General features: G+C 54.3%; 16 protein-coding genes. 8 read left to right on the top strand and 8 right to left on the bottom strand.

What is annotated here, in order from left to right; translation table 11 throughout:
• Nucleotides 1-68 precede the first annotated feature (68 nt).
• A complete protein-coding gene (locus ABLO27_RS01895; RefSeq protein ID WP_353030086.1) occupies nucleotides 69-2,207 on the top strand; it encodes a sodium-translocating pyrophosphatase in 2,139 nt (712 codons plus the stop codon).
• 152 nt (nucleotides 2,208-2,359) lie between these two features.
• On the opposite strand, the gene ABLO27_RS01900 is transcribed toward ABLO27_RS01895, so the two are convergent.
• Complete coding sequence (locus ABLO27_RS01900; RefSeq protein WP_353030087.1) at nucleotides 2,360-3,232, bottom strand: CPBP family intramembrane glutamic endopeptidase; 873 nt, start codon at nucleotides 3,230-3,232, stop codon at nucleotides 2,360-2,362.
• A gap of 92 nt (nucleotides 3,233-3,324) precedes the next feature.
• Nucleotides 3,325-3,762, bottom strand: a complete 438-nt coding sequence (locus ABLO27_RS01905; protein ID WP_352938863.1) for an outer membrane protein assembly factor BamE — start codon at nucleotides 3,760-3,762, stop codon at nucleotides 3,325-3,327.
• Between the two features lie 125 nt (nucleotides 3,763-3,887).
• Here ABLO27_RS01905 and ABLO27_RS01910 point away from each other — a divergent pair, with 125 nt between their 5' ends.
• From ABLO27_RS01910 to ABLO27_RS01935, 6 genes are all read left to right on the top strand, one after another.
• The gene (locus tag ABLO27_RS01910; RefSeq protein WP_353030088.1) at nucleotides 3,888-4,436 is read left to right on the top strand and encodes a ubiquinol-cytochrome C chaperone family protein; all 549 of its coding nucleotides are present in this window, start codon (nucleotides 3,888-3,890) and stop codon (nucleotides 4,434-4,436) included.
• Between the two features lie 33 nt (nucleotides 4,437-4,469).
• Nucleotides 4,470-5,042 carry a YceD family protein gene (locus ABLO27_RS01915; protein ID WP_353030089.1) on the top strand — a complete coding sequence of 191 codons (573 nt, stop codon included), beginning with the start codon at nucleotides 4,470-4,472 and terminating at the stop codon, nucleotides 5,040-5,042.
• Nucleotides 5,043-5,255: 213 nt separating this feature from the next.
• Nucleotides 5,256-6,320, top strand: a complete 1,065-nt coding sequence (plsX, locus tag ABLO27_RS01920; RefSeq protein WP_353030090.1) for a phosphate acyltransferase PlsX — start codon at nucleotides 5,256-5,258, stop codon at nucleotides 6,318-6,320.
• On the top strand, nucleotides 6,317-7,294 hold the full coding sequence (locus ABLO27_RS01925) for a beta-ketoacyl-ACP synthase III (RefSeq protein WP_353030091.1): 978 nt from the start codon (nucleotides 6,317-6,319) through the stop codon (nucleotides 7,292-7,294). Before plsX ends, ABLO27_RS01925 begins: the two co-directional genes overlap by 4 nt.
• A gap of 144 nt (nucleotides 7,295-7,438) precedes the next feature.
• Nucleotides 7,439-7,753, top strand: coding sequence for an integration host factor subunit alpha (locus ABLO27_RS01930; protein ID WP_023003819.1), 315 nt, complete (start codon nucleotides 7,439-7,441; stop codon nucleotides 7,751-7,753).
• 9 nt (nucleotides 7,754-7,762) lie between these two features.
• Nucleotides 7,763-8,368 (top strand): MerR family transcriptional regulator, encoded by a 606-nt coding sequence (locus ABLO27_RS01935; protein ID WP_353030092.1) that lies wholly within the window; start codon nucleotides 7,763-7,765, stop codon nucleotides 8,366-8,368.
• Between the two features lie 76 nt (nucleotides 8,369-8,444).
• Here ABLO27_RS01935 and ABLO27_RS01940 read toward each other — a convergent pair whose 3' ends face one another.
• The gene (locus tag ABLO27_RS01940) at nucleotides 8,445-9,638 is read right to left on the bottom strand and encodes a glycerophosphodiester phosphodiesterase family protein (protein ID WP_353030093.1); all 1,194 of its coding nucleotides are present in this window, start codon (nucleotides 9,636-9,638) and stop codon (nucleotides 8,445-8,447) included.
• Between the two features lie 81 nt (nucleotides 9,639-9,719).
• Nucleotides 9,720-10,955, bottom strand: coding sequence for a cytochrome P450 (locus ABLO27_RS01945; protein ID WP_353030094.1), 1,236 nt, complete (start codon nucleotides 10,953-10,955; stop codon nucleotides 9,720-9,722).
• 676 nt (nucleotides 10,956-11,631) lie between these two features.
• Between ABLO27_RS01945 and ABLO27_RS01950 the strand changes: the two genes are divergently transcribed.
• Nucleotides 11,632-12,396 (top strand): hypothetical protein, encoded by a 765-nt coding sequence (locus ABLO27_RS01950; RefSeq protein WP_353030095.1) that lies wholly within the window; start codon nucleotides 11,632-11,634, stop codon nucleotides 12,394-12,396.
• Nucleotides 12,397-13,000: 604 nt separating this feature from the next.
• Here the strand turns inward: ABLO27_RS01950 and ABLO27_RS01955 are convergent.
• The 4 genes from ABLO27_RS01955 to ABLO27_RS01970 all read right to left on the bottom strand — a co-directional run bounded on the left by ABLO27_RS01955 (nucleotide 13,001) and on the right by ABLO27_RS01970 (nucleotide 16,530).
• Nucleotides 13,001-13,204: a hypothetical protein gene (locus tag ABLO27_RS01955; RefSeq protein ID WP_353030096.1), complete on the bottom strand. Its 204-nt coding sequence runs from the start codon at nucleotides 13,202-13,204 to the stop codon at nucleotides 13,001-13,003.
• A gap of 283 nt (nucleotides 13,205-13,487) precedes the next feature.
• Nucleotides 13,488-14,396 carry a DMT family transporter gene (locus ABLO27_RS01960; protein ID WP_353030097.1) on the bottom strand — a complete coding sequence of 303 codons (909 nt, stop codon included), beginning with the start codon at nucleotides 14,394-14,396 and terminating at the stop codon, nucleotides 13,488-13,490.
• A gap of 92 nt (nucleotides 14,397-14,488) precedes the next feature.
• Complete coding sequence (locus tag ABLO27_RS01965) at nucleotides 14,489-15,295, bottom strand: glycosyltransferase family 2 protein (RefSeq protein WP_353030098.1); 807 nt, start codon at nucleotides 15,293-15,295, stop codon at nucleotides 14,489-14,491.
• Nucleotides 15,292-16,530: an oligosaccharide flippase family protein gene (locus ABLO27_RS01970; protein ID WP_353030099.1), complete on the bottom strand. Its 1,239-nt coding sequence runs from the start codon at nucleotides 16,528-16,530 to the stop codon at nucleotides 15,292-15,294. Before ABLO27_RS01970 ends, ABLO27_RS01965 begins: the two co-directional genes overlap by 4 nt.
• Nucleotides 16,531-16,845: the final 315 nt, after the last annotated feature.

The following is a 16,845-nucleotide window of genomic DNA, read 5'->3' on the forward strand; positions in this document are numbered from 1 at the left end:
GCCGTGACGTGCTCTTTTGGGGGGTAAAACTACAAGAAAATCAGCCCGCCTCAATTTTCGGAGGAAGCATGATCGAACTTGTTGTCATCATTGTTTGTGGCCTCTTGTCCATCGCCTATGGCGCCTGGGCAATTCAATCCGTCATGGCGGCGGATGCGGGCAACGCCCGTATGCAGGAGATCGCCGGGGCGATCCAGGAAGGGGCCAGCGCTTATCTCAACCGTCAGTATACGACTATTGCGATTGTTGGGGCTGTCGTTTTTGTTCTTGCGTGGATTTTGCTTTCCGGTCCTGCCGCAATCGGATTTGCCATCGGGGCCGTCCTCTCGGGAGCGGCCGGTTATATCGGAATGATGGTTTCTGTCCGGGCCAATGTGCGCACTGCACAAGCCGCGAGCCAAAGCCTCGGGGCAGGGTTGGAAATCGCTTTCAAGGCCGGTGCCGTCACCGGCCTTTTGGTTGCCGGGCTCGCGCTGCTCGGTGTTGCCGTCTATTTCTCGATCCTGACAGGAATGATGGGATATGAGCCGACGGACAGGACCGTGATCGACGCATTGGTCGCGCTCGGCTTCGGGGCGTCCCTGATTTCCATCTTCGCCCGTCTGGGCGGCGGTATCTTCACCAAGGGGGCCGATGTTGGTGGTGACCTTGTCGGCAAGGTCGAAGCCGGAATTCCCGAAGACGATCCGCGCAACCCGGCAACGATCGCGGACAATGTCGGCGACAATGTCGGCGATTGTGCCGGCATGGCTGCCGACCTGTTCGAGACCTACGCGGTGACCGTGGTGGCAACCATGGTTCTGTCGTCGATCTTCTTCACGGGAGCGCAGGCACACGAACTCATGATGCTGCCACTTCTGATCGGCGCAAGCTGTGTCGTGACATCCATTATCGGAACGTTCTTCGTCAAGCTTGGCGAGAACAACTCGATCATGGGAGCTCTCTACAAGGGCTTCATCGCAACAGCCGTCCTTTCGGCTGTGGCGCTTGCGGTCATCGTCTTCGGATGGCTCGGGGCCGGAACGGAATACACCACATCGGGTGGGACGACGTTCAGCGGTTTCGATCTGTTCGTCTGCGGCCTTGTTGGTCTTGTCGTGACCGGTTTGATCATCTGGGTGACAGAGTACTACACCGGTACGGAATATCGTCCGGTCAGGTCGATCGCCCAGGCATCTGTGACCGGACACGGCACAAACGTCATCCAGGGTCTTGCGGTTTCTTTGGAAGCAACGGCACTTCCGGCAATCATCATCATCGCTGGCATTCTCGTGACATACAGCTTTGCCGGTCTGTTCGGCATTGCAATCGCGGTCACCACAATGCTCGCGCTGGCTGGGATGGTTGTCGCGCTGGATGCCTTCGGACCGGTTACGGATAATGCCGGGGGGATTGCCGAAATGGCGGACCTGCCGGCAGAAGTGCGCACAACGACAGATGCTCTTGATGCTGTCGGCAACACCACCAAGGCGGTTACCAAGGGCTATGCAATTGGTTCTGCAGGACTTGGCGCTCTTGTCCTGTTTGCGGCCTATACGGAGGATCTGAAATACTTCTCCAGCACTGCGCAGGAAGGTTCGATCTTCGCCGGGATTGACGTGAACACGCTGTTCTCGCTTTCCAATCCCTACGTGGTTGCAGGACTTTTGTTCGGTGGATTGCTGCCTTATCTCTTCGGTGGCATTTCCATGACCGCAGTTGGGCGTGCAGCCGGATCAGTGGTTGAGGAAGTCCGTCGCCAGTTCAAGGAAAAGCCTGGCATCATGCAGGGCACGGAAAAGCCGGACTATGGCAGAGCCGTGGATATGCTGACGAAGGCGGCCATCAAGGAAATGGTTATTCCATCCCTGCTACCGGTGCTGTCGCCGATCGTCGTGTTCTTCGTGGTCCGCGCAGTCGCAACACCTGCCGATGCCTTTGCGGCTCTGGGGGCCATGCTGCTCGGCGTTATCGTGACCGGGCTGTTCGTGGCGATCTCCATGACAGCCGGTGGCGGTGCCTGGGACAACGCGAAGAAGTCCTTTGAAGACGGTTTCACGGACAAGGACGGAGTGACCCACCAGAAAGGTGGAGAAGCTCACAAGGCTTCCGTGACCGGCGATACGGTTGGTGACCCCTACAAGGACACCGCAGGCCCTGCAGTGAACCCGATGATCAAGATCACCAACATCGTGGCTTTGCTGCTGTTGGCAATCCTGGCTCACTGACCAAAAGGTCTCTGGCCGATTATTGGCGGCCCCGTTTCGGGGCCGCTTTTTTGTTCACGGGAACGATTGGATGGCAGACTTTGCTCATCAAAGGCGTCTTGCTTGAGCTTGGCTGATCGGAGAGGAAATGTCTTCGCGACCCGCTGCCTCGGTTACTGGAGGCCAACGGATGTGGCAAGGAATGGGTAGGTGAAAAACAGGATGTGGGTCAGGTTGACCAGAAAGTGGACGAGAATCGCAACCTCGACCCTGTTCGTTCTCAAATAGGCAGCGCCGTAGCAAAGCCCGGCCACAAGTGAAAAACCGGCAAAAAGCAACCCGCCATTCAGATGGTAATAGGCAAAGAAGAGAGAGGAGAGGATCAGGGCGATAGCGTTTCTGATCCGCTCAGAACCGGCGTGTTTCCCTAATTCCGCCAAAACGAAACGGCGAAAGAACGCTTCTTCTGCGACGCAGGTAATCAAAAGGTTCGAAAAGATCCAGACCGGCAGGAACGATGGAATCTTTGGATCGAAAACAACCAATCCGGCGAGATAGGCAAGCAGGATCAGCAAGCCTGCGGTTGGCGCAAACCAGGTCGCTGCAGCTCTGACGCAAGCGTTCAGCTCTGAACGGGACTTCAGTGGTTCGGCTGCAAACAGCACAAGAAAGAAACCAAGCACCGCCTTGTCGAAGTTCAGATACATCGAATAGGGGATGCCATTCGGACTAACCTGAACACCCGAAAGGACCTTGAGATTGTCAAAGCCCGGCAACGCATGGATCATCACCAGGTGCCCGGTGACAAGAAGCAGGACCGTGGAAACCAGGCGCACTTGCCTGTTGGGCGCTTTGCCGAACACAAGAAAGGTGAGGACGCCGATCAGCAGGATTGAGACGGCTGCAGAGACATGCAGCAGCCCGGCCAAAAGACCAAGTGCGCAGGCTATGGAAAATGCCACCAGCGCTATGGGACTGGACCTGAGCGTCAAAGCCAGGACAATTGCAAGCGCAAGAACCGCATATGCTGACGAAGTGAGAAACATGCGCAACCGACCAGCAAAAGATGCCAGCCTCGCCTTCGATCCAAAAAGAAAGCTCCGGCTGGGTCAGCCGGAGCTTTTTGAATGAGGGGGCGCTAGAGGCCGAGGCTTGGGTTTGTTGCACCGCGCAGGATCTGGGTCAGGAAGCCATAGTCGGCGCCGCCCGTCCGGGTCTTGCGAGTGACGATATCGACAATCTTGCCATCTTCGAGGGTGTAGTTGCCGAGATCCTGAACGAATCCGTCCTGATCGAAATAAACGGCAACGACTCGCTGCTCAACGATGTCCGGTGCCAGAAAGGCTGTCGTCGCTGTTTTTTGCGAGATGTAGTAGTAGGCATCACCATTCAGACTGGACGTCGTTGAGGGTGAACCCAGAACCAACTCCACCTGTTCACGGCTGGACCCAACCTGAACCTGGCTGAGCATATCGTTGGTAACAACATGCCCGTGTGTGTAAGTGGTGGTGAAACAGCCGCCGAGCGGTAACGTGGCCAGAAGCGGAATGATCAGGGCGCTTGCCTTGAAGTTCATTTAAGAAGTCCCGTTTCGCCAGATTGTTCTGGCAGCTTTTGAATTTCGTTGCTTGGCAAAGTCAGTATCGTGGGATAGGGCACAAGGCAACACCTGAGTTACTTCTCGTCCCTAAGGAGACGGTCATGATTTTCAGTCTGTTCCGCCGCCGGTCCCGTGATGCCGAGCACAAGGTTTATTGTGAAATCGTGGCTCAAGCGCGGCAACCAGTTTTTTACACGGACTTTCTCGTGCCTGACACGATTGATGGCCGCTTTGATCTCATCGTTGCTCATGCCGTTCTCTATTTTCGGCGAATGCGCAATGAGGGGAGAGAAGTCTCCGAGTTCACGCAGAATGTATTCGACCTGTTCTTTCAGGACATGGACGCTTCATTGAGAGAAATGGGTGTCAGTGACACACGCGTTCCCAAGAAAGTGAAAGTCATGGGCGAAGCCTTTTATGGGCGCGCGGATGTCTATATTCCGGCAATTGACAACAATGATGTCGATGCGCTTGCCGAAGCGATCGGTCGAAACATCTATCCGGAGTCACCCGAACCGGTCGCTCAAACCCGTCTTGCGCACTATATGCTTGCGGCTGCAAAGCTTCTGACCGGGCAATCTGCCGAAGACCTGATGACCGGAAAACTGACCTGGCCGGATCCGGACACCTTCAAGGCAATCGCCGTTTGATACCTGCCGATCAAGAAAAGAAGAAAGAAGATTATGGCAACTGAGAGTTTCCCTTATTCGTTCACGGTCAACGCCGCCAGAGTCATCGACAAGGATGAAAAGATCGTCGTGGAGCCTGATGCTGCGGGTTTGAAGGCAATTGCCGCCACCTACGATCTGGACGGCATCAGCGCGCTCAAGGCCGAATTCACCTTGAAACCCTATCGTAAGGCCGGTGTTCGGGTTGTAGGGCCGATATTCGCGACCATTCAACAGACTTGCGTCGTCTCTCTTGAGCCGTTCGAAAGTGATGTCAGGCTGGACGTGGACAGGACTTTCGAACCACATTCCAGCAAATCGCGCAAGGTCAGGGATCTGAACGAAGATGGGGAGATCGAGATTGATCTGGAATCGCTCGATCCGCCGGATGTCATTCTGGATGGCGTTCTAGACCTGGGGGCTGTCATTTGCGAAGAACTTGCGCTTTCCCTGGATCCGTTTCCTCGCAAACCGGGTGTGGAATTTGAAGGCAGCCCCGAGCAGGAAGACGAAGCTGAAGAAGAACCTGAGGAAAAGCCGTCTCCTTTTGCTGCATTGCAAGCCTTGAAAAACAAGAACGACGACTGAAATAAATGTTCGTCAAAGTCAATTTGAGTGGACGAAAAGTATCTTTCGGGCGAGTTTTCAACGCTCCATCCGTCAACAGATAGGAAAACGGTTGTCAGTCCGTCCAAAACCGTTATGTTCGCGCCCGTTCTGGGCCCCGCTGCAATGGCGGGAAAAGTGTGGGTGCACCATTCGGTGTTGTTCTAGGTAGAGAAACGTCAAAAGACCTTTTAAATGGCGAAAACAATCCCGATTTCCTTGGATGCGATGGGCGGTGATCACGGGGCAGAAGTTGTCATCCCCGGAGCCGAGATTGCGCTGGTCCGTCATCCAGAGATACGTTTCCTTCTTTACGGCAACGAAGAAGTCCTTCGTCCGCTCCTGGAGCAGTATCCGCGAGTGCGGGATGCATCGACCCTGCATCATTGCGAAGTTTCGATCGCAATGGACACCAGGCCTAGTCAGGCTCTGCGCCAGGGCCGGTGGCGCTCAAGCATGTGGCGCGCTATCGAGGCGGTAAAGACGGGCGAAGCCTCTGTTGCGGTGTCTGCCGGCAATACCGGCGCCCTTATGGCGATGTCCAAATTCTGCTTGCGCACGATGGCCAATATCGAACGACCGGCCATCGCGGCGATTTGGCCGACGACACGTGGCGAATCTGTTGTTCTGGATGTCGGTGCAACAATTGGCGCGGATGCCCAACAGTTGATCGACTTTGCCATTCTTGGCGGTGCGATGGCACGTGCGCTGCTGGGCGTACAGCGACCAAGCGTAGGCTTGTTGAATATCGGTGTTGAAGAGGTCAAAGGGCTGGAAGAGGTTCGCACAGCGGGCCGGCTCTTGCGGGAAACGCCGCTGCGTTCACTGGAATATGCCGGTTTCGTCGAAGGCGACGACATCGGAAAGGGCACCGTGGATGTTGTTGTGACAGAAGGTTTCGCAGGCAACATTGCGTTGAAGACGGCCGAAGGAACAGCCAAGCAGATTGGCAGTTACTTGCGCTCCGCAATGAATCGCACCTTTATGTCCAAGATTGGGTATCTCTTTGCCAAAGGAGCCTTTGATCTGCTGCGCGAGAAAATGGATCCGCGCAAGGTCAATGGTGGTGTGTTCCTGGGACTGAACGGCATTGTGATCAAAAGCCATGGCGGAACCGATGCGGAAGGCTATGCCTCTGCGATTGATTTGGCCTATGACATGGTTAAAAACGAACTGACACACAAGATCGCTCAGGATCTTGTGCATTACCATCGTGGCCGCTTCGCCGAAGCCGCGCCGACATCGGAAGGTGATTTGTGAGCGTAATCCGTTCAACTGTGACCGGTAGTGGAAGCTTTCTGCCGGAAAGAATTCTGACCAACGACGATCTTGCAAAGATGGTCGACACGTCTGACGAATGGATCGTTCAGCGCACAGGCATTCAGCAGCGGCACATAGCGGCCAAAGGGCAGGTCACGTCCGATCTGGCCCTGGAAGCGGCAAAACGGGCTCTTGAGAGCGCTGGTCGTGAAGCCTCCGATATCGATACGATTATTCTGGCAACGGCAACCCCGGACAATACTTTTCCGGCTTCCGCTGTCACCGTTCAGGCTAAACTTGGAATCACCCATGGCTGCGCCTTCGATGTGCATGCGGTCTGTTCTGGCTTCGTTTATGCTCTGACCACTGCAGACGCTTACATTCGCGCAGGCATTTCCAAACGGTGCCTTGTCATTGGCGCGGAGACATTCTCCAGGATCCTGGACTGGGAGGACCGTACGACCTGCGTTTTGTTCGGAGATGGAGCCGGCGCTGTTGTTCTGGAAGCCTCGGAGGGCGAGGGCACCAATGACGACAACGGCATTCTGACATCGCATCTGCGCTCAGACGGGCGCCACAAGGAAAAACTCTTCGTCGACGGCGGGCCTTCGGCCACCCAGACGGTCGGTCACTTGCGTATGGAGGGCCGGGAGGTCTTCAAGCACGCGGTTGGTATGATCACCGATGTGATCGAGGATGCCTACAAGGCGACCGGATTTACGTCCGACGACCTCAACTGGTTCATTCCGCATCAAGCGAACAAGCGCATCATCGACGCCAGCGCAAAGAAACTGGGGATCGCTCCAGAGAAGGTCGTGACCACCGTACAGTGGCATGGCAACACGTCTGCTGCTTCCATTCCGTTGGCACTCGATACGGCTGTGCATGACGGCCGGGTCCAGAAAAACGATCTGATAATGCTGGAAGCCATGGGTGGCGGATTTACCTGGGGATCAGTTCTGCTGCGCTGGTGAGAGCCGCTACGGCAATTAGCCCACAAATCTTATCTAGATGGCGAGTACCTGTTGACCGACCCGCAATGAGGCCGTACCGTAGGGTCTTGCATTGGAGTTCTCTTGCAAAATCAGCCAGATCGCTGGCATCGTTGTGGAGGGGTTATGGGCAATCGGACTATTACCCGTGCGGATCTGTGTGAAGCCGTTTATCAAAAAGTAGGCTTGTCGCGGACCGAGTCATCAGAATTGGTCGAACGAGTACTTTCTGAAATTTCTGACTGTCTTGTGACCGGAGAATCGGTAAAATTATCGAGCTTCGGTTCGTTTGTGGTCCGCTCCAAGGGAGAGCGTATCGGACGAAATCCGAAGACCGGCGAGGAAGTACCGATTTCACCGCGCCGTGTGATGGTATTCAAGCCGTCCAATGTGTTGAAGCAGCGGATCAACGATGCGCTCACAGGACAGGCCAGCAAATAACAAGACCGGATGAGCTCGCAGGACAAAAGCCCGGACGCGTTTCGAACAATCAGCGAAGTCGCTGAAGATCTCGACTTGCCTCAACACGTGTTGCGGTTTTGGGAAACACGCTTTTCCCAGATCAAACCACTGAAGAGAGGCGGCGGCCGCCGCTATTACCGTCCGGATGATGTTGAGTTGCTGAAAGGCATTCGTCACCTTCTTTACGGCGAAGGCTACACAATCAAGGGTGTTCAGCGGATCCTGAAAGAGCAGGGGCCACGCTTTGTCATGCAGATCTGGCGTGACGATGCTTCACCTATGCAACCAGCAGGGCATTCAGAACCTGTAGCAGTAGCCCAACCTGCTCCGGAGCCTGTTCCGACAGCTGAGCCCGTTCAAAATGGCCAGCAGGAGCCGTTACCAAGCGGGGTGCTGGCCGACGATGCGCCTGGAAACGCGGCAAGCAGCTCTTCGGGTGGTCTGAATATTCTGAGCAGACTTCGGGGTGAAAAGCCCGGCACTGCACCCGGAACCTCATCGCAGGCCGCAGTCTCCAAAGAAGACATCAGACGGTTGCAGGCGACACTGTTCGAATTGTTGGAATGCAAGAGGACATTGGATCAGGCTCGCTGATCAATTTTGAAGCTGCCAAATTAACAACGCCGCCCGATGAACAGGCGGCGTTTTCGTTTCTTGAGAGTTGAATTTTTCAGTTCAGTCCCATGCAGGAGGCGTAGAAGCTGGTGGTCGCCGGCCAATCCGAGAATATTCCCTTTACGCCGACGTCCTGCGCAAGCACATCGACGACTTCCAGCATTTTGCCATCGCCATCAATGACCGGCCCAACGGTTTGATAGTACCATCCGCCGCCAGTTGTGAGGGGTCCTGAGCGCTCCAAGGTCCAGGTGATGATGTCGAGGCCCGCCTCCTTGGCCGCCTTGGCATAAGCAGAAGGGACGATCTTGCCGTCTTGGACAGCAAGGAGAACCCAAAGCGGTGGAGCGATGAAGTTGACGCCCATTTCCTTAAGCTCAGTCATGGATGGTGAGAACGTTGACGGATCTGCCGGGTCGATGTTGCGCCGTCCGTCCAGGTAAACGGCCTGCTTACCGAATTCGGGTTCATTCTCGATCCAGTAGAGCACGTCTTCCAAACTAAAAGATTGTGGGAAGACGTCGGCGGGAGAAACTCCAGCTTCCTTGTAGTCGTCGATGAGTTTTTGCGCATAGTCCGCCTGAGAAAGTCCATCGTGAGGCATATCGACTTTGGGCGCCTTCAGTTCCGGCGTGAACTTCACTCCAAGATCCTTGAAGAGTGCAATGGACTCCTTGTGGGTCATCAAGGTGCCGGTTCCGCCATATAGCTCTGTGCGCCAGGGAGCCGTGCCGTTCATGTAGGCCTCGACACTTGTCGCCGCCTTGTTCGCGCTGTCCATTTTTCCGCGCAAGGACTTGAATTCTGCGAGAGTAAGATCCGATGTCCGGCATTCTGCCGATGCCGGCGTTTCGCCCTTGGCAGGGGTGAATGCTGTTGTGCACTTTGCGGCAAGGTCCGTTGCCAGAATGTTGGTGGTTGTGTGCAGATCATTCTGCGAATGCCGGCAAACCAGTTCCTTGTCCTTGGTGAACGTCACATCGCATTCCAGAATTCCGGCACCCATGAGGGCGCCAGCGCGATAACCTTCTTCCGTATGTTCAGGAAACTGCAGTGGAGCGCCCCGGTGGGAAATGGAAAAGTCCGTGCGTTTGGTCGGTTGGCCTATGCAGGCAGCAAGCCGGTCTTTCAGGGCGCCCTCGGACATCTGTTGAACCAGATAGGCAGGGCGGGGCCCTAGTTCGACCTCCGTGGCAAGGCTGGCTGTTGAAACTGTGAGCCCCAGTAGGGCAAGAGAGGCAATACGCATGATTGGTTCCCGGATAAGGAAAAACGAGGCGAGGCGAATTTAGATAGCGGATCGGCAATTCAGAGCAAGGGCAGCAGGTCCTTAATTACGCTTCCAGGCAATCTTGAGAGCTTCAGGACCCCTCACTGACAGGCCGCGCTTGTAGGCGGGATATTCTTCTGCGAGTTCGATCGTCTCGAAACGGTCGAGCAGTGTTGAGAAGATGATATCCATATCCAGCCGCGCGAGATGGTTGCCGAGGCAGAAGTGTGCGCCGCGACCGAAAGCAATGTGCCAGTTTGGCGATCGTCCGACATCGAACATGTCGGCATTGGGAAACTGCTTCGGATCCCGGTTGGCCGATCCATATAGAACGCCGAACTTGGTTCCGCTCGGGAATGTCTGGCCGCAAATTTCCACCTCTTCGGTGCAATATCGGTGAAAAAACGGCAGCGGGGACTCGTAGCGGAACATTTCCTGCACCGCGGTTTTCATCAGGCCGGGTTCGGTTCGCAGCCGCGCCAGCTGATCTGGAAACTTGAGCAACGCGTGCATGCCGCTGCCCAGGACATCGATGGTCGATCCGTGCCCTGCCATGAGAATCAGCATCGCTGTCGAGAAGAATTCGTCATGGTTCATGTGCCCCTGACGCTCTGCCTCTATCATCAATGACATCAGATCATCTGTTGGCGCTTTTTCTCTCGTGGCCTTGAGGTCCAGGAGATAGTGATAGAACTCGGTTGTGTTTCTCTCGGCCAATGCCTTGCGTTCGTCCGACCGGTCGATGTCGAAGAACTGAACGATGTTTTCCGACCAGACGCGCAGTTGCGGACAGTCTTCGTCCGGAACCCCTAGAATACGGCCGATGATGTGACCGGGGACATGGGCCGCAAGATCTTCGATGAAGTCTACTTCATCGCGCTCAGCGAGACTGTCGACGAGCGTGTCCACATAGGCCTGAATGCTGTCGCGCAGCTTGTTGACCATCACAGGCGTGAACAGCTTGAAGACCTGCTTGCGCAGTCGGTCATGGACCTCGCCATCACTGTCGAGCAACGAGAACTGAACGAAACGCGAATGATGTGGCATGTCGTGCCAGTTGCCGGCGCGCTTCTGTTGAGCAATTTCTGCATCACTTGCGATGTGCTCCATGGAGCGCACCATCTTCTCGTGCATAACGACCTGGGACACATCATCGAAGCGAGCCGCAAGCCAGACGTCGAAATCCTTGAAATAGGTCAACCCTTCCTTGGCGCGCAATGCAGCGTAGTAAGGGTGTGGGTCCTGTGCGAATGCATCCGAAAGAGGTTCGAAGGGAAGATCGTTGGATAGGCTCATGAAGTGTACTTTTTTTGTTGTCTCATGATGGAAGTGGTGTGCTGTTCGGCAGGGTCGGGGATTTCCCACGTTGAATGCAAGAGGAAAGCAGGTCGAGGATGGTTTTATCGGCATTTTTCCGACAATTCCTCACGACGTTGCTGCGAAGCGAGCGCGCATGACCCATTGAGGCCTTCCTCGCGAGTGGAGATTGGGTTGCGGGAGTTAGATGAGCAATCGGGGGTAAGGTTTTTGTAGGTTAGGATCGAATTTTATCAGCACCAAATAGCAACTACTATTTGATGTGGTTCAAGATATGAGCAACCTGATGTGTAAGGTCACCTGTGTTTGCTAGGCGTCATTATGAATGCGTCAATAAATTCATTAAAATATGACAGAATTAATGGTTGAATAGTTTGCTCTTTTGATTTGATTGATTGTTAAATTCATCAATATTTCTAGGAAAAGGCGCTTGAACTGGCTAGTATCCCAACCGTAGGGCGCTGCTGTCGAAGTGTTAATATCGGCATCTCGTTCAGGCGATCTTCATAGGGTTACCCACTTCACCATGACTTGAATTTGTCTTTAAGCCGGAAGAGAGCACCCATCTGACTGTGTTCGGATTCAGGCGTGTTATGGGTGAAGCGAAATATGCCTTTCTCGGTCGCACAGCTTCACGAACGAATGACCAGGGCCAATGGGGGAATTCTTGGGACCTGAAGACGTTTCAATCCTGTTCAATGCCTATTCAGCGTGCCGTTCGAAGCTTTACGAACTCGGATGTACTGTTCGGGTTCTGCGCGATTTCAATGAAGTGACACCTGCACTCGAAGCCTGCGGCAAGGAAGTGACGCCCTTTTTTCAAGGCAGGTTTTTCGACTTCAATGGCCATAATGGTTTCTGTCACGTGGCAATGGCAAAGGGGGAGCCGGTCTCGTTCTATTGCAGCCAGCTTTTTGACACGGGCGCGTTAAGTTACCTGGAGTTTCATCGTGCGCAGTTGACGAGGATTTACGGACCGGAACACCCCATAGACCGTCAATGGACTTGCCCGCCCATGCAGGAAATTCAGGGCCAGATCATCTATTCCGGGGACGCCTTGAACGTTCCAGGGCAGGGGTCAGTCCGGCAATCACTTGAGCGACTGGCTTTGATCTCGAGAATGAACCTGTACCTGGGGCTGGCAACCTGGAAAGAGGCGACCGCATGTGTCGGGTTGGCGCGAGCGGCAAGGGTCAGGAAAGCACTGGGAGAAGTTTACGGGGCGCTGCACACCTATCCCTACGCCACGAAATGGCACAATCCGCCAATCGACCGGAAGCAGGACGACGTGTTCCTGTTCAATTGGGCCAAAGATGTGCTTTATCTAGCAAGAATTGATGCTCATGAAACTGCGCAGATGTCGGCAGAGTCAGGTTCACTAGAACAGGACTCGGAGTCCCGAGCCATAGACGATCAATAAGACGATAGTAGCTGACAGGAACGCTGGCCAGAGCGCCCGGGGGCGTGACTTCCATCTCGACCAGTTCGAAAACCCTGTCTCCTTGCGCGGCTCGGGCAAAGCCACCGGCAACGACTGTGTCGAATTGCGGATCTTGGTTCCGGATCACCGACGCGAAATCACCGCCATACTGGCCTTCCATCACTTCCTTGATGTAACTGCGACTGCCGACATAGCCAATTTGCGGGATATGGTCGCCGCTTGCTGTTGAAGACGTGAAAACGAGACGGTCGAACACTGGAATGTTCGGCCTGAACACACCATCGGTGTGCCGCAGGAAGGCATCAAGCTCCTGGATGTATTGGCCCGCCAAACCTTTCATGTTTGTCGGATCAATGCGCTTGATGTGCATCAGTCTCTTTCCGCCTCCATCAGGAGTTCAATCATTCTGTGACAGTTCAATATGATTTCGTTTCGTTCGTTCGCAGTAAAGTCCCGCCAGTCAGATTTTCCATCATAACTATCTATCACGGTTCTGACGAACCCTCTTATGACGAACCCTCCCTGGAACAAATCGGCGTAAGTGTCTGCTTCTTTGTTTAAAAAGGCTTGAACATCCATGTTTCTAATTGCCTTCTCTCAACACTCGGAAAGCGCGCAGGACAACAAATGTATAGACTTCCATGGATAGAGAGTCGTCAGCAGCTTCCAGTATTGCATCGAGCTGTTTGCGAAGGTCAGTCAGCAACTCTTCATCGCTGATTGATTTATGCAAACCTGCCCCCATCCTCCGGCAGCTCTCTGTCAGCTCATTGATCATCTCTTCCATGGGCGAGAAAAAGTCCCCATTTCAGTTTCTCCCATTCGCCCAAATTACCCAAGGTGAGAGGTGCTGCAAACAAAACCATCGGAAAAACTAACAATTGTTTTCCGGCCCACTTAGCTTGGCATCGTCAAAGGGATGGTGTTCAAGCGGGCAGGCACCTGGTAACCGGAGTGTGACAAACGCACTCACAAACACATCCAGGTTAAGAATTTGCTTAAACAGTGACCGAATGTCAGGCGCGGTAATCCGGTTTCTGACGTAGCCTTCAAAAAGTGCAGCATAGTCTTCACGCGGAAGACGATATCTCTTTTGCGTTCCTTCCGGAGAAAGCCATGAGGCATCCCGCGGTCAGGATGACGGCAATGCCGGCGACTGCAAGGCTGTTTGTCTGAATGTCCCATAGCAAGACGGACCATAGGCAGGCAAAGATCAGGAACGAATATTCAAACACGGCCACGACGGCTGGTGCACCGACCCGGTAAGCCTGTGCAATCAGTGTAACAGCCACAATTGCTCCGACGGCCTGGAAAAGGGTCAACCACAGAAAGCGCGGCGTCGGGGGCACGTATGGTTGGGAGAGGAAAGTCTCGCCTGGCCAGATCGAGGTGATCGTCAGCATCACGGCGCTGACGGCCCCGATCGTCAGAAAAACGCCGAGGGCGAGAACAAGTGGACTTTCCCGCCCGCACCAGATTCCAGTCAACATCATCCCCAGACCATAAAAAAGACCTGCGGCAAGCGGCATGAGTGAAAGAAAGGAAAGGGTGCTGGGATCCGGTTGCAACAACATCAAAGCACCCGCGAACCCCACGAAAACTGCAACCCAACGAGTTGCGCCGAGTTTCAGACCGAACAATATGATCGATAGAATGGCGACCCAGAGCGGTGCAGAGAACAAACCGGCTCCAGCCTGCGCAACGGGCAGGGTTCCCAGGGCGGCGAAGTAGATCAACAATCCGGCTGAAACCGTGAGACTGCGCACTGCAATTGTCTTGAAATTCTGCGGCCTCAAGCGGGTGCGTGTCACGAGTGCAATCAAAAGAAAAATTGGCACCGCAAATGCTGTGCGGAAAACGTGAAACTGCCAAAGGCCAGCTTCCTGACCGACAGCAGCAACAAAGTTATCGATGAAGCTTAAGATGGCGGAAGCGGCCAGGGCGAGGCCGGCAGCAGCCATGTTGTGACTGGATTGCATTTCGGCAGATGATGTCAATTCGACGGGAACGTCAATATCCTATTGCGGATCGTAAATAGAGAAGGGCGCCGCGGGTTCCACGGGGACATTTGCTACCGGCCCGCAAACATGCCCTGCATGCGCCTGAACACAAATTTCATGAGCGAGAAACTGCTGGCCGCATACAGCTGCGACATTGAAATTCTGTGTTTCTGCCGGAGTTCCCGGAAAATGCCCTGCTTGCTCTTCTCCATTTTTACCACGGCAGAACTCAAACTGTTCGGGGCCTCTTCCGGTCCCGACAGGCTGCTTAGCGGCAAATCCAGGTAAACGAAACTGTTGCCCGCAAACAGTATCTCGAACCAGAGTTGCAGATCCTCGCAGTAACGCATGCCCGGGCGAAACCGGAAACCGGGTTGGTTCTTCAGCATGACCGCAGACGTGACAATCCTGTTTCTGAACAGCAGTTCGCTGGTGCTGATCGATATTTCCTGCGGCGTCCCATTCGCTTCGTCATACAAGCCAGGCAGGTTGGGCGAGCGCCGGTGCGACGAGCCGAAACAATCTTGCTCACGCATCACCGCAACCTGGAACTCGAGCTTCTGCGGATGCCAGAAATCGTCGGAATCGAGGAAGGCGACATAGTCACCCTTGGCAAGATCCCAGCCATGATTGCGCGCGCTGCCGGGTCCGTCATTTTCGGGCATGCGTTCGATCCTGACCGATTGCTGGCTGAACTCGCCGGCGAAAGATTTTATAACTTCAATGGTTCCGTCTTGACTGCAATCGTCCACGCAAATGATTTCAAGCGGCCGCTGACTTTGCTGAACCACAGAAAGCAGGGCATTGCGGATGGTCCGCTCCGAGTTGTAGCAGGGAATGATGACGCTGACAGGCACAGTCATAGAATTACCGGTCACAGCTTACCCTCCCGCGTTTTCAGGGCTCGCAGCATTGCTCCAAAGAAGAGCAGGCACATGCATGCATCGGCAAGGATCATCGAAAGAGCTGCCCCAGATGCTCCGCTTTGAGGGATGAGCACATAACAAAAACCGACATTCACCAAAATTACGGCAGACAGCAATTTGAGCCTGAGGTTGATGTGACCTCCAATGAACAGGACAGAACCGAAACACAGGCTCAGCGACCGCAGCGGTATGGTCCATTTCACTATCTGTAGCGTTTCGGCGAGTTTTTCCGGTGATTCATGAAAAAAGAATGCAGCGATGAAGTCCGCAGCGAACCAGATTACCGCGACGCTGACAAAGCCAAGGGCCGCGAACAGAAGCGCACTCTTCTTGAGGACTGAATGCAACATTGGCCTGTCCTGGTAATACCAGCGGTGCATCTTGGGTATCAGAACCTTTTCGAATGCCATGTTCGGCAGCAGAAGGAAGGCGGTAATTACGAGGAATGCAACATTGTAATAGGCGGCCTGTTCGTCGTTTCCCCAGTACTTCACCAGCACCGTATTCATCTGGACATAGACCAGATAGAAAAACCCGGCGATGCCGAAGGGGAGCGAGGATCGCACCACATCGCCCAGGCCCGCGCGCTCGGTTGTAGTGCTGCTTTCAGGCGACGGGCCATGCCCTTTTAGCTGCAAATTTCCGGACAAACGCGCATTCAGAATGGCAATGCCCACGAGCACGACCACAACTGATACCATGAAATAGGCCGTTAGCGCCGATAGGAGATAGGCATCGAACAGCGGGAAAAACAGAAAGATTACAAGCAGGCTCAACCGGGCCAGGTGCGGTGAAAACTGCCAGAACGAGAAATAGTTATAGTTTTCTTCCAGCTGAAAGACGACACCCACCAGCTCCATGAGGATCTGGCTCAGGACGAACACCGAAAGCGCAAGAATGACCATTTCGGTTCGGGCGTCGTGCGGTCCCCAATGTGCCCAGGCCGCGAGTGCGATCATTACGAACAGGGCTGAGAACAGAACATAGACCAGAGAATTGCGGATCCAGCGGTAGGCGCCCCAGCCTTCCTGGCCAAAGACCCTGAGCCAAAAACTGCCGATCCCGAAACAGGCCATTGGCGCCATGATGGTCACCAAGCTGAGACCCGCGGAAAACCGGCCATAGTCGGCCGCGCTCATCTGTCTTGCGAGCAGCGTTTGTACAAGAAACGCCAGCAAGGCAGCCATTGCCGATGCGGATCCCAGTTTCAGAAACGGTGAGATTTTCCGGATCAGGGGACTGAGCGTATTTAATGCGATTTGCGACACGATCGGGACTTTGGTGACCTCAAAAGCATAGCTTCATATCTGTGTTGCACTTAAACAAAAGAAAATTGAAAAAGCATAACCAAAGGAAGGAGCTATTCGTTCCAGGTATCACTTTTTCAAGTTGTGCCGATGGAGAAATATCGCTGTGCAACTAATGATTTGCAATGAATACTTGTGAAAATGCCGTTTGCGCAGAGCTCTAACAAGAGGCTGTGTGGAGGCGCCTCCGGGAGT

Source organism: Roseibium sp. SCP15, assembly GCF_040329435.1.
Taxonomy (GTDB): domain Bacteria; phylum Pseudomonadota; class Alphaproteobacteria; order Rhizobiales; family Stappiaceae; genus Roseibium.

Excerpts from the sequence above, each read along its gene's own strand:
- ABLO27_RS01915 (WP_353030089.1), top strand. The coding sequence starts at position 4,470 with ATGGCAACTGAGAGTTTCCCTTATTCGTTCACGGTCAACGCCGCCAGA.
- ABLO27_RS01955 (WP_353030096.1), bottom strand. The coding sequence starts at position 13,204 with ATGGAAGAGATGATCAATGAGCTGACAGAGAGCTGCCGGAGGATGGGG.
- ABLO27_RS01935 (WP_353030092.1), top strand. The coding sequence starts at position 7,763 with ATGAGCTCGCAGGACAAAAGCCCGGACGCGTTTCGAACAATCAGCGAA.
- ABLO27_RS01900 (WP_353030087.1), bottom strand. The coding sequence starts at position 3,232 with ATGTTTCTCACTTCGTCAGCATATGCGGTTCTTGCGCTTGCAATTGTC.
- ABLO27_RS01940 (WP_353030093.1), bottom strand. The coding sequence starts at position 9,638 with ATGCGTATTGCCTCTCTTGCCCTACTGGGGCTCACAGTTTCAACAGCC.
- plsX (WP_353030090.1), top strand. The coding sequence starts at position 5,256 with ATGGCGAAAACAATCCCGATTTCCTTGGATGCGATGGGCGGTGATCAC.
- ABLO27_RS01970 (WP_353030099.1), bottom strand. The coding sequence starts at position 16,530 with ATGGCTGCCTTGCTGGCGTTTCTTGTACAAACGCTGCTCGCAAGACAG.
- ABLO27_RS01895 (WP_353030086.1), top strand. The coding sequence starts at position 69 with ATGATCGAACTTGTTGTCATCATTGTTTGTGGCCTCTTGTCCATCGCC.
- ABLO27_RS01960 (WP_353030097.1), bottom strand. The coding sequence starts at position 14,396 with ATGCAATCCAGTCACAACATGGCTGCTGCCGGCCTCGCCCTGGCCGCT.
- ABLO27_RS01930 (WP_023003819.1), top strand. The coding sequence starts at position 7,439 with ATGGGCAATCGGACTATTACCCGTGCGGATCTGTGTGAAGCCGTTTAT.
- ABLO27_RS01910 (WP_353030088.1), top strand. The coding sequence starts at position 3,888 with ATGATTTTCAGTCTGTTCCGCCGCCGGTCCCGTGATGCCGAGCACAAG.
- ABLO27_RS01950 (WP_353030095.1), top strand. The coding sequence starts at position 11,632 with ATGGGGGAATTCTTGGGACCTGAAGACGTTTCAATCCTGTTCAATGCC.
- ABLO27_RS01905 (WP_352938863.1), bottom strand. The coding sequence starts at position 3,762 with ATGAACTTCAAGGCAAGCGCCCTGATCATTCCGCTTCTGGCCACGTTA.
- ABLO27_RS01945 (WP_353030094.1), bottom strand. The coding sequence starts at position 10,955 with ATGAGCCTATCCAACGATCTTCCCTTCGAACCTCTTTCGGATGCATTC.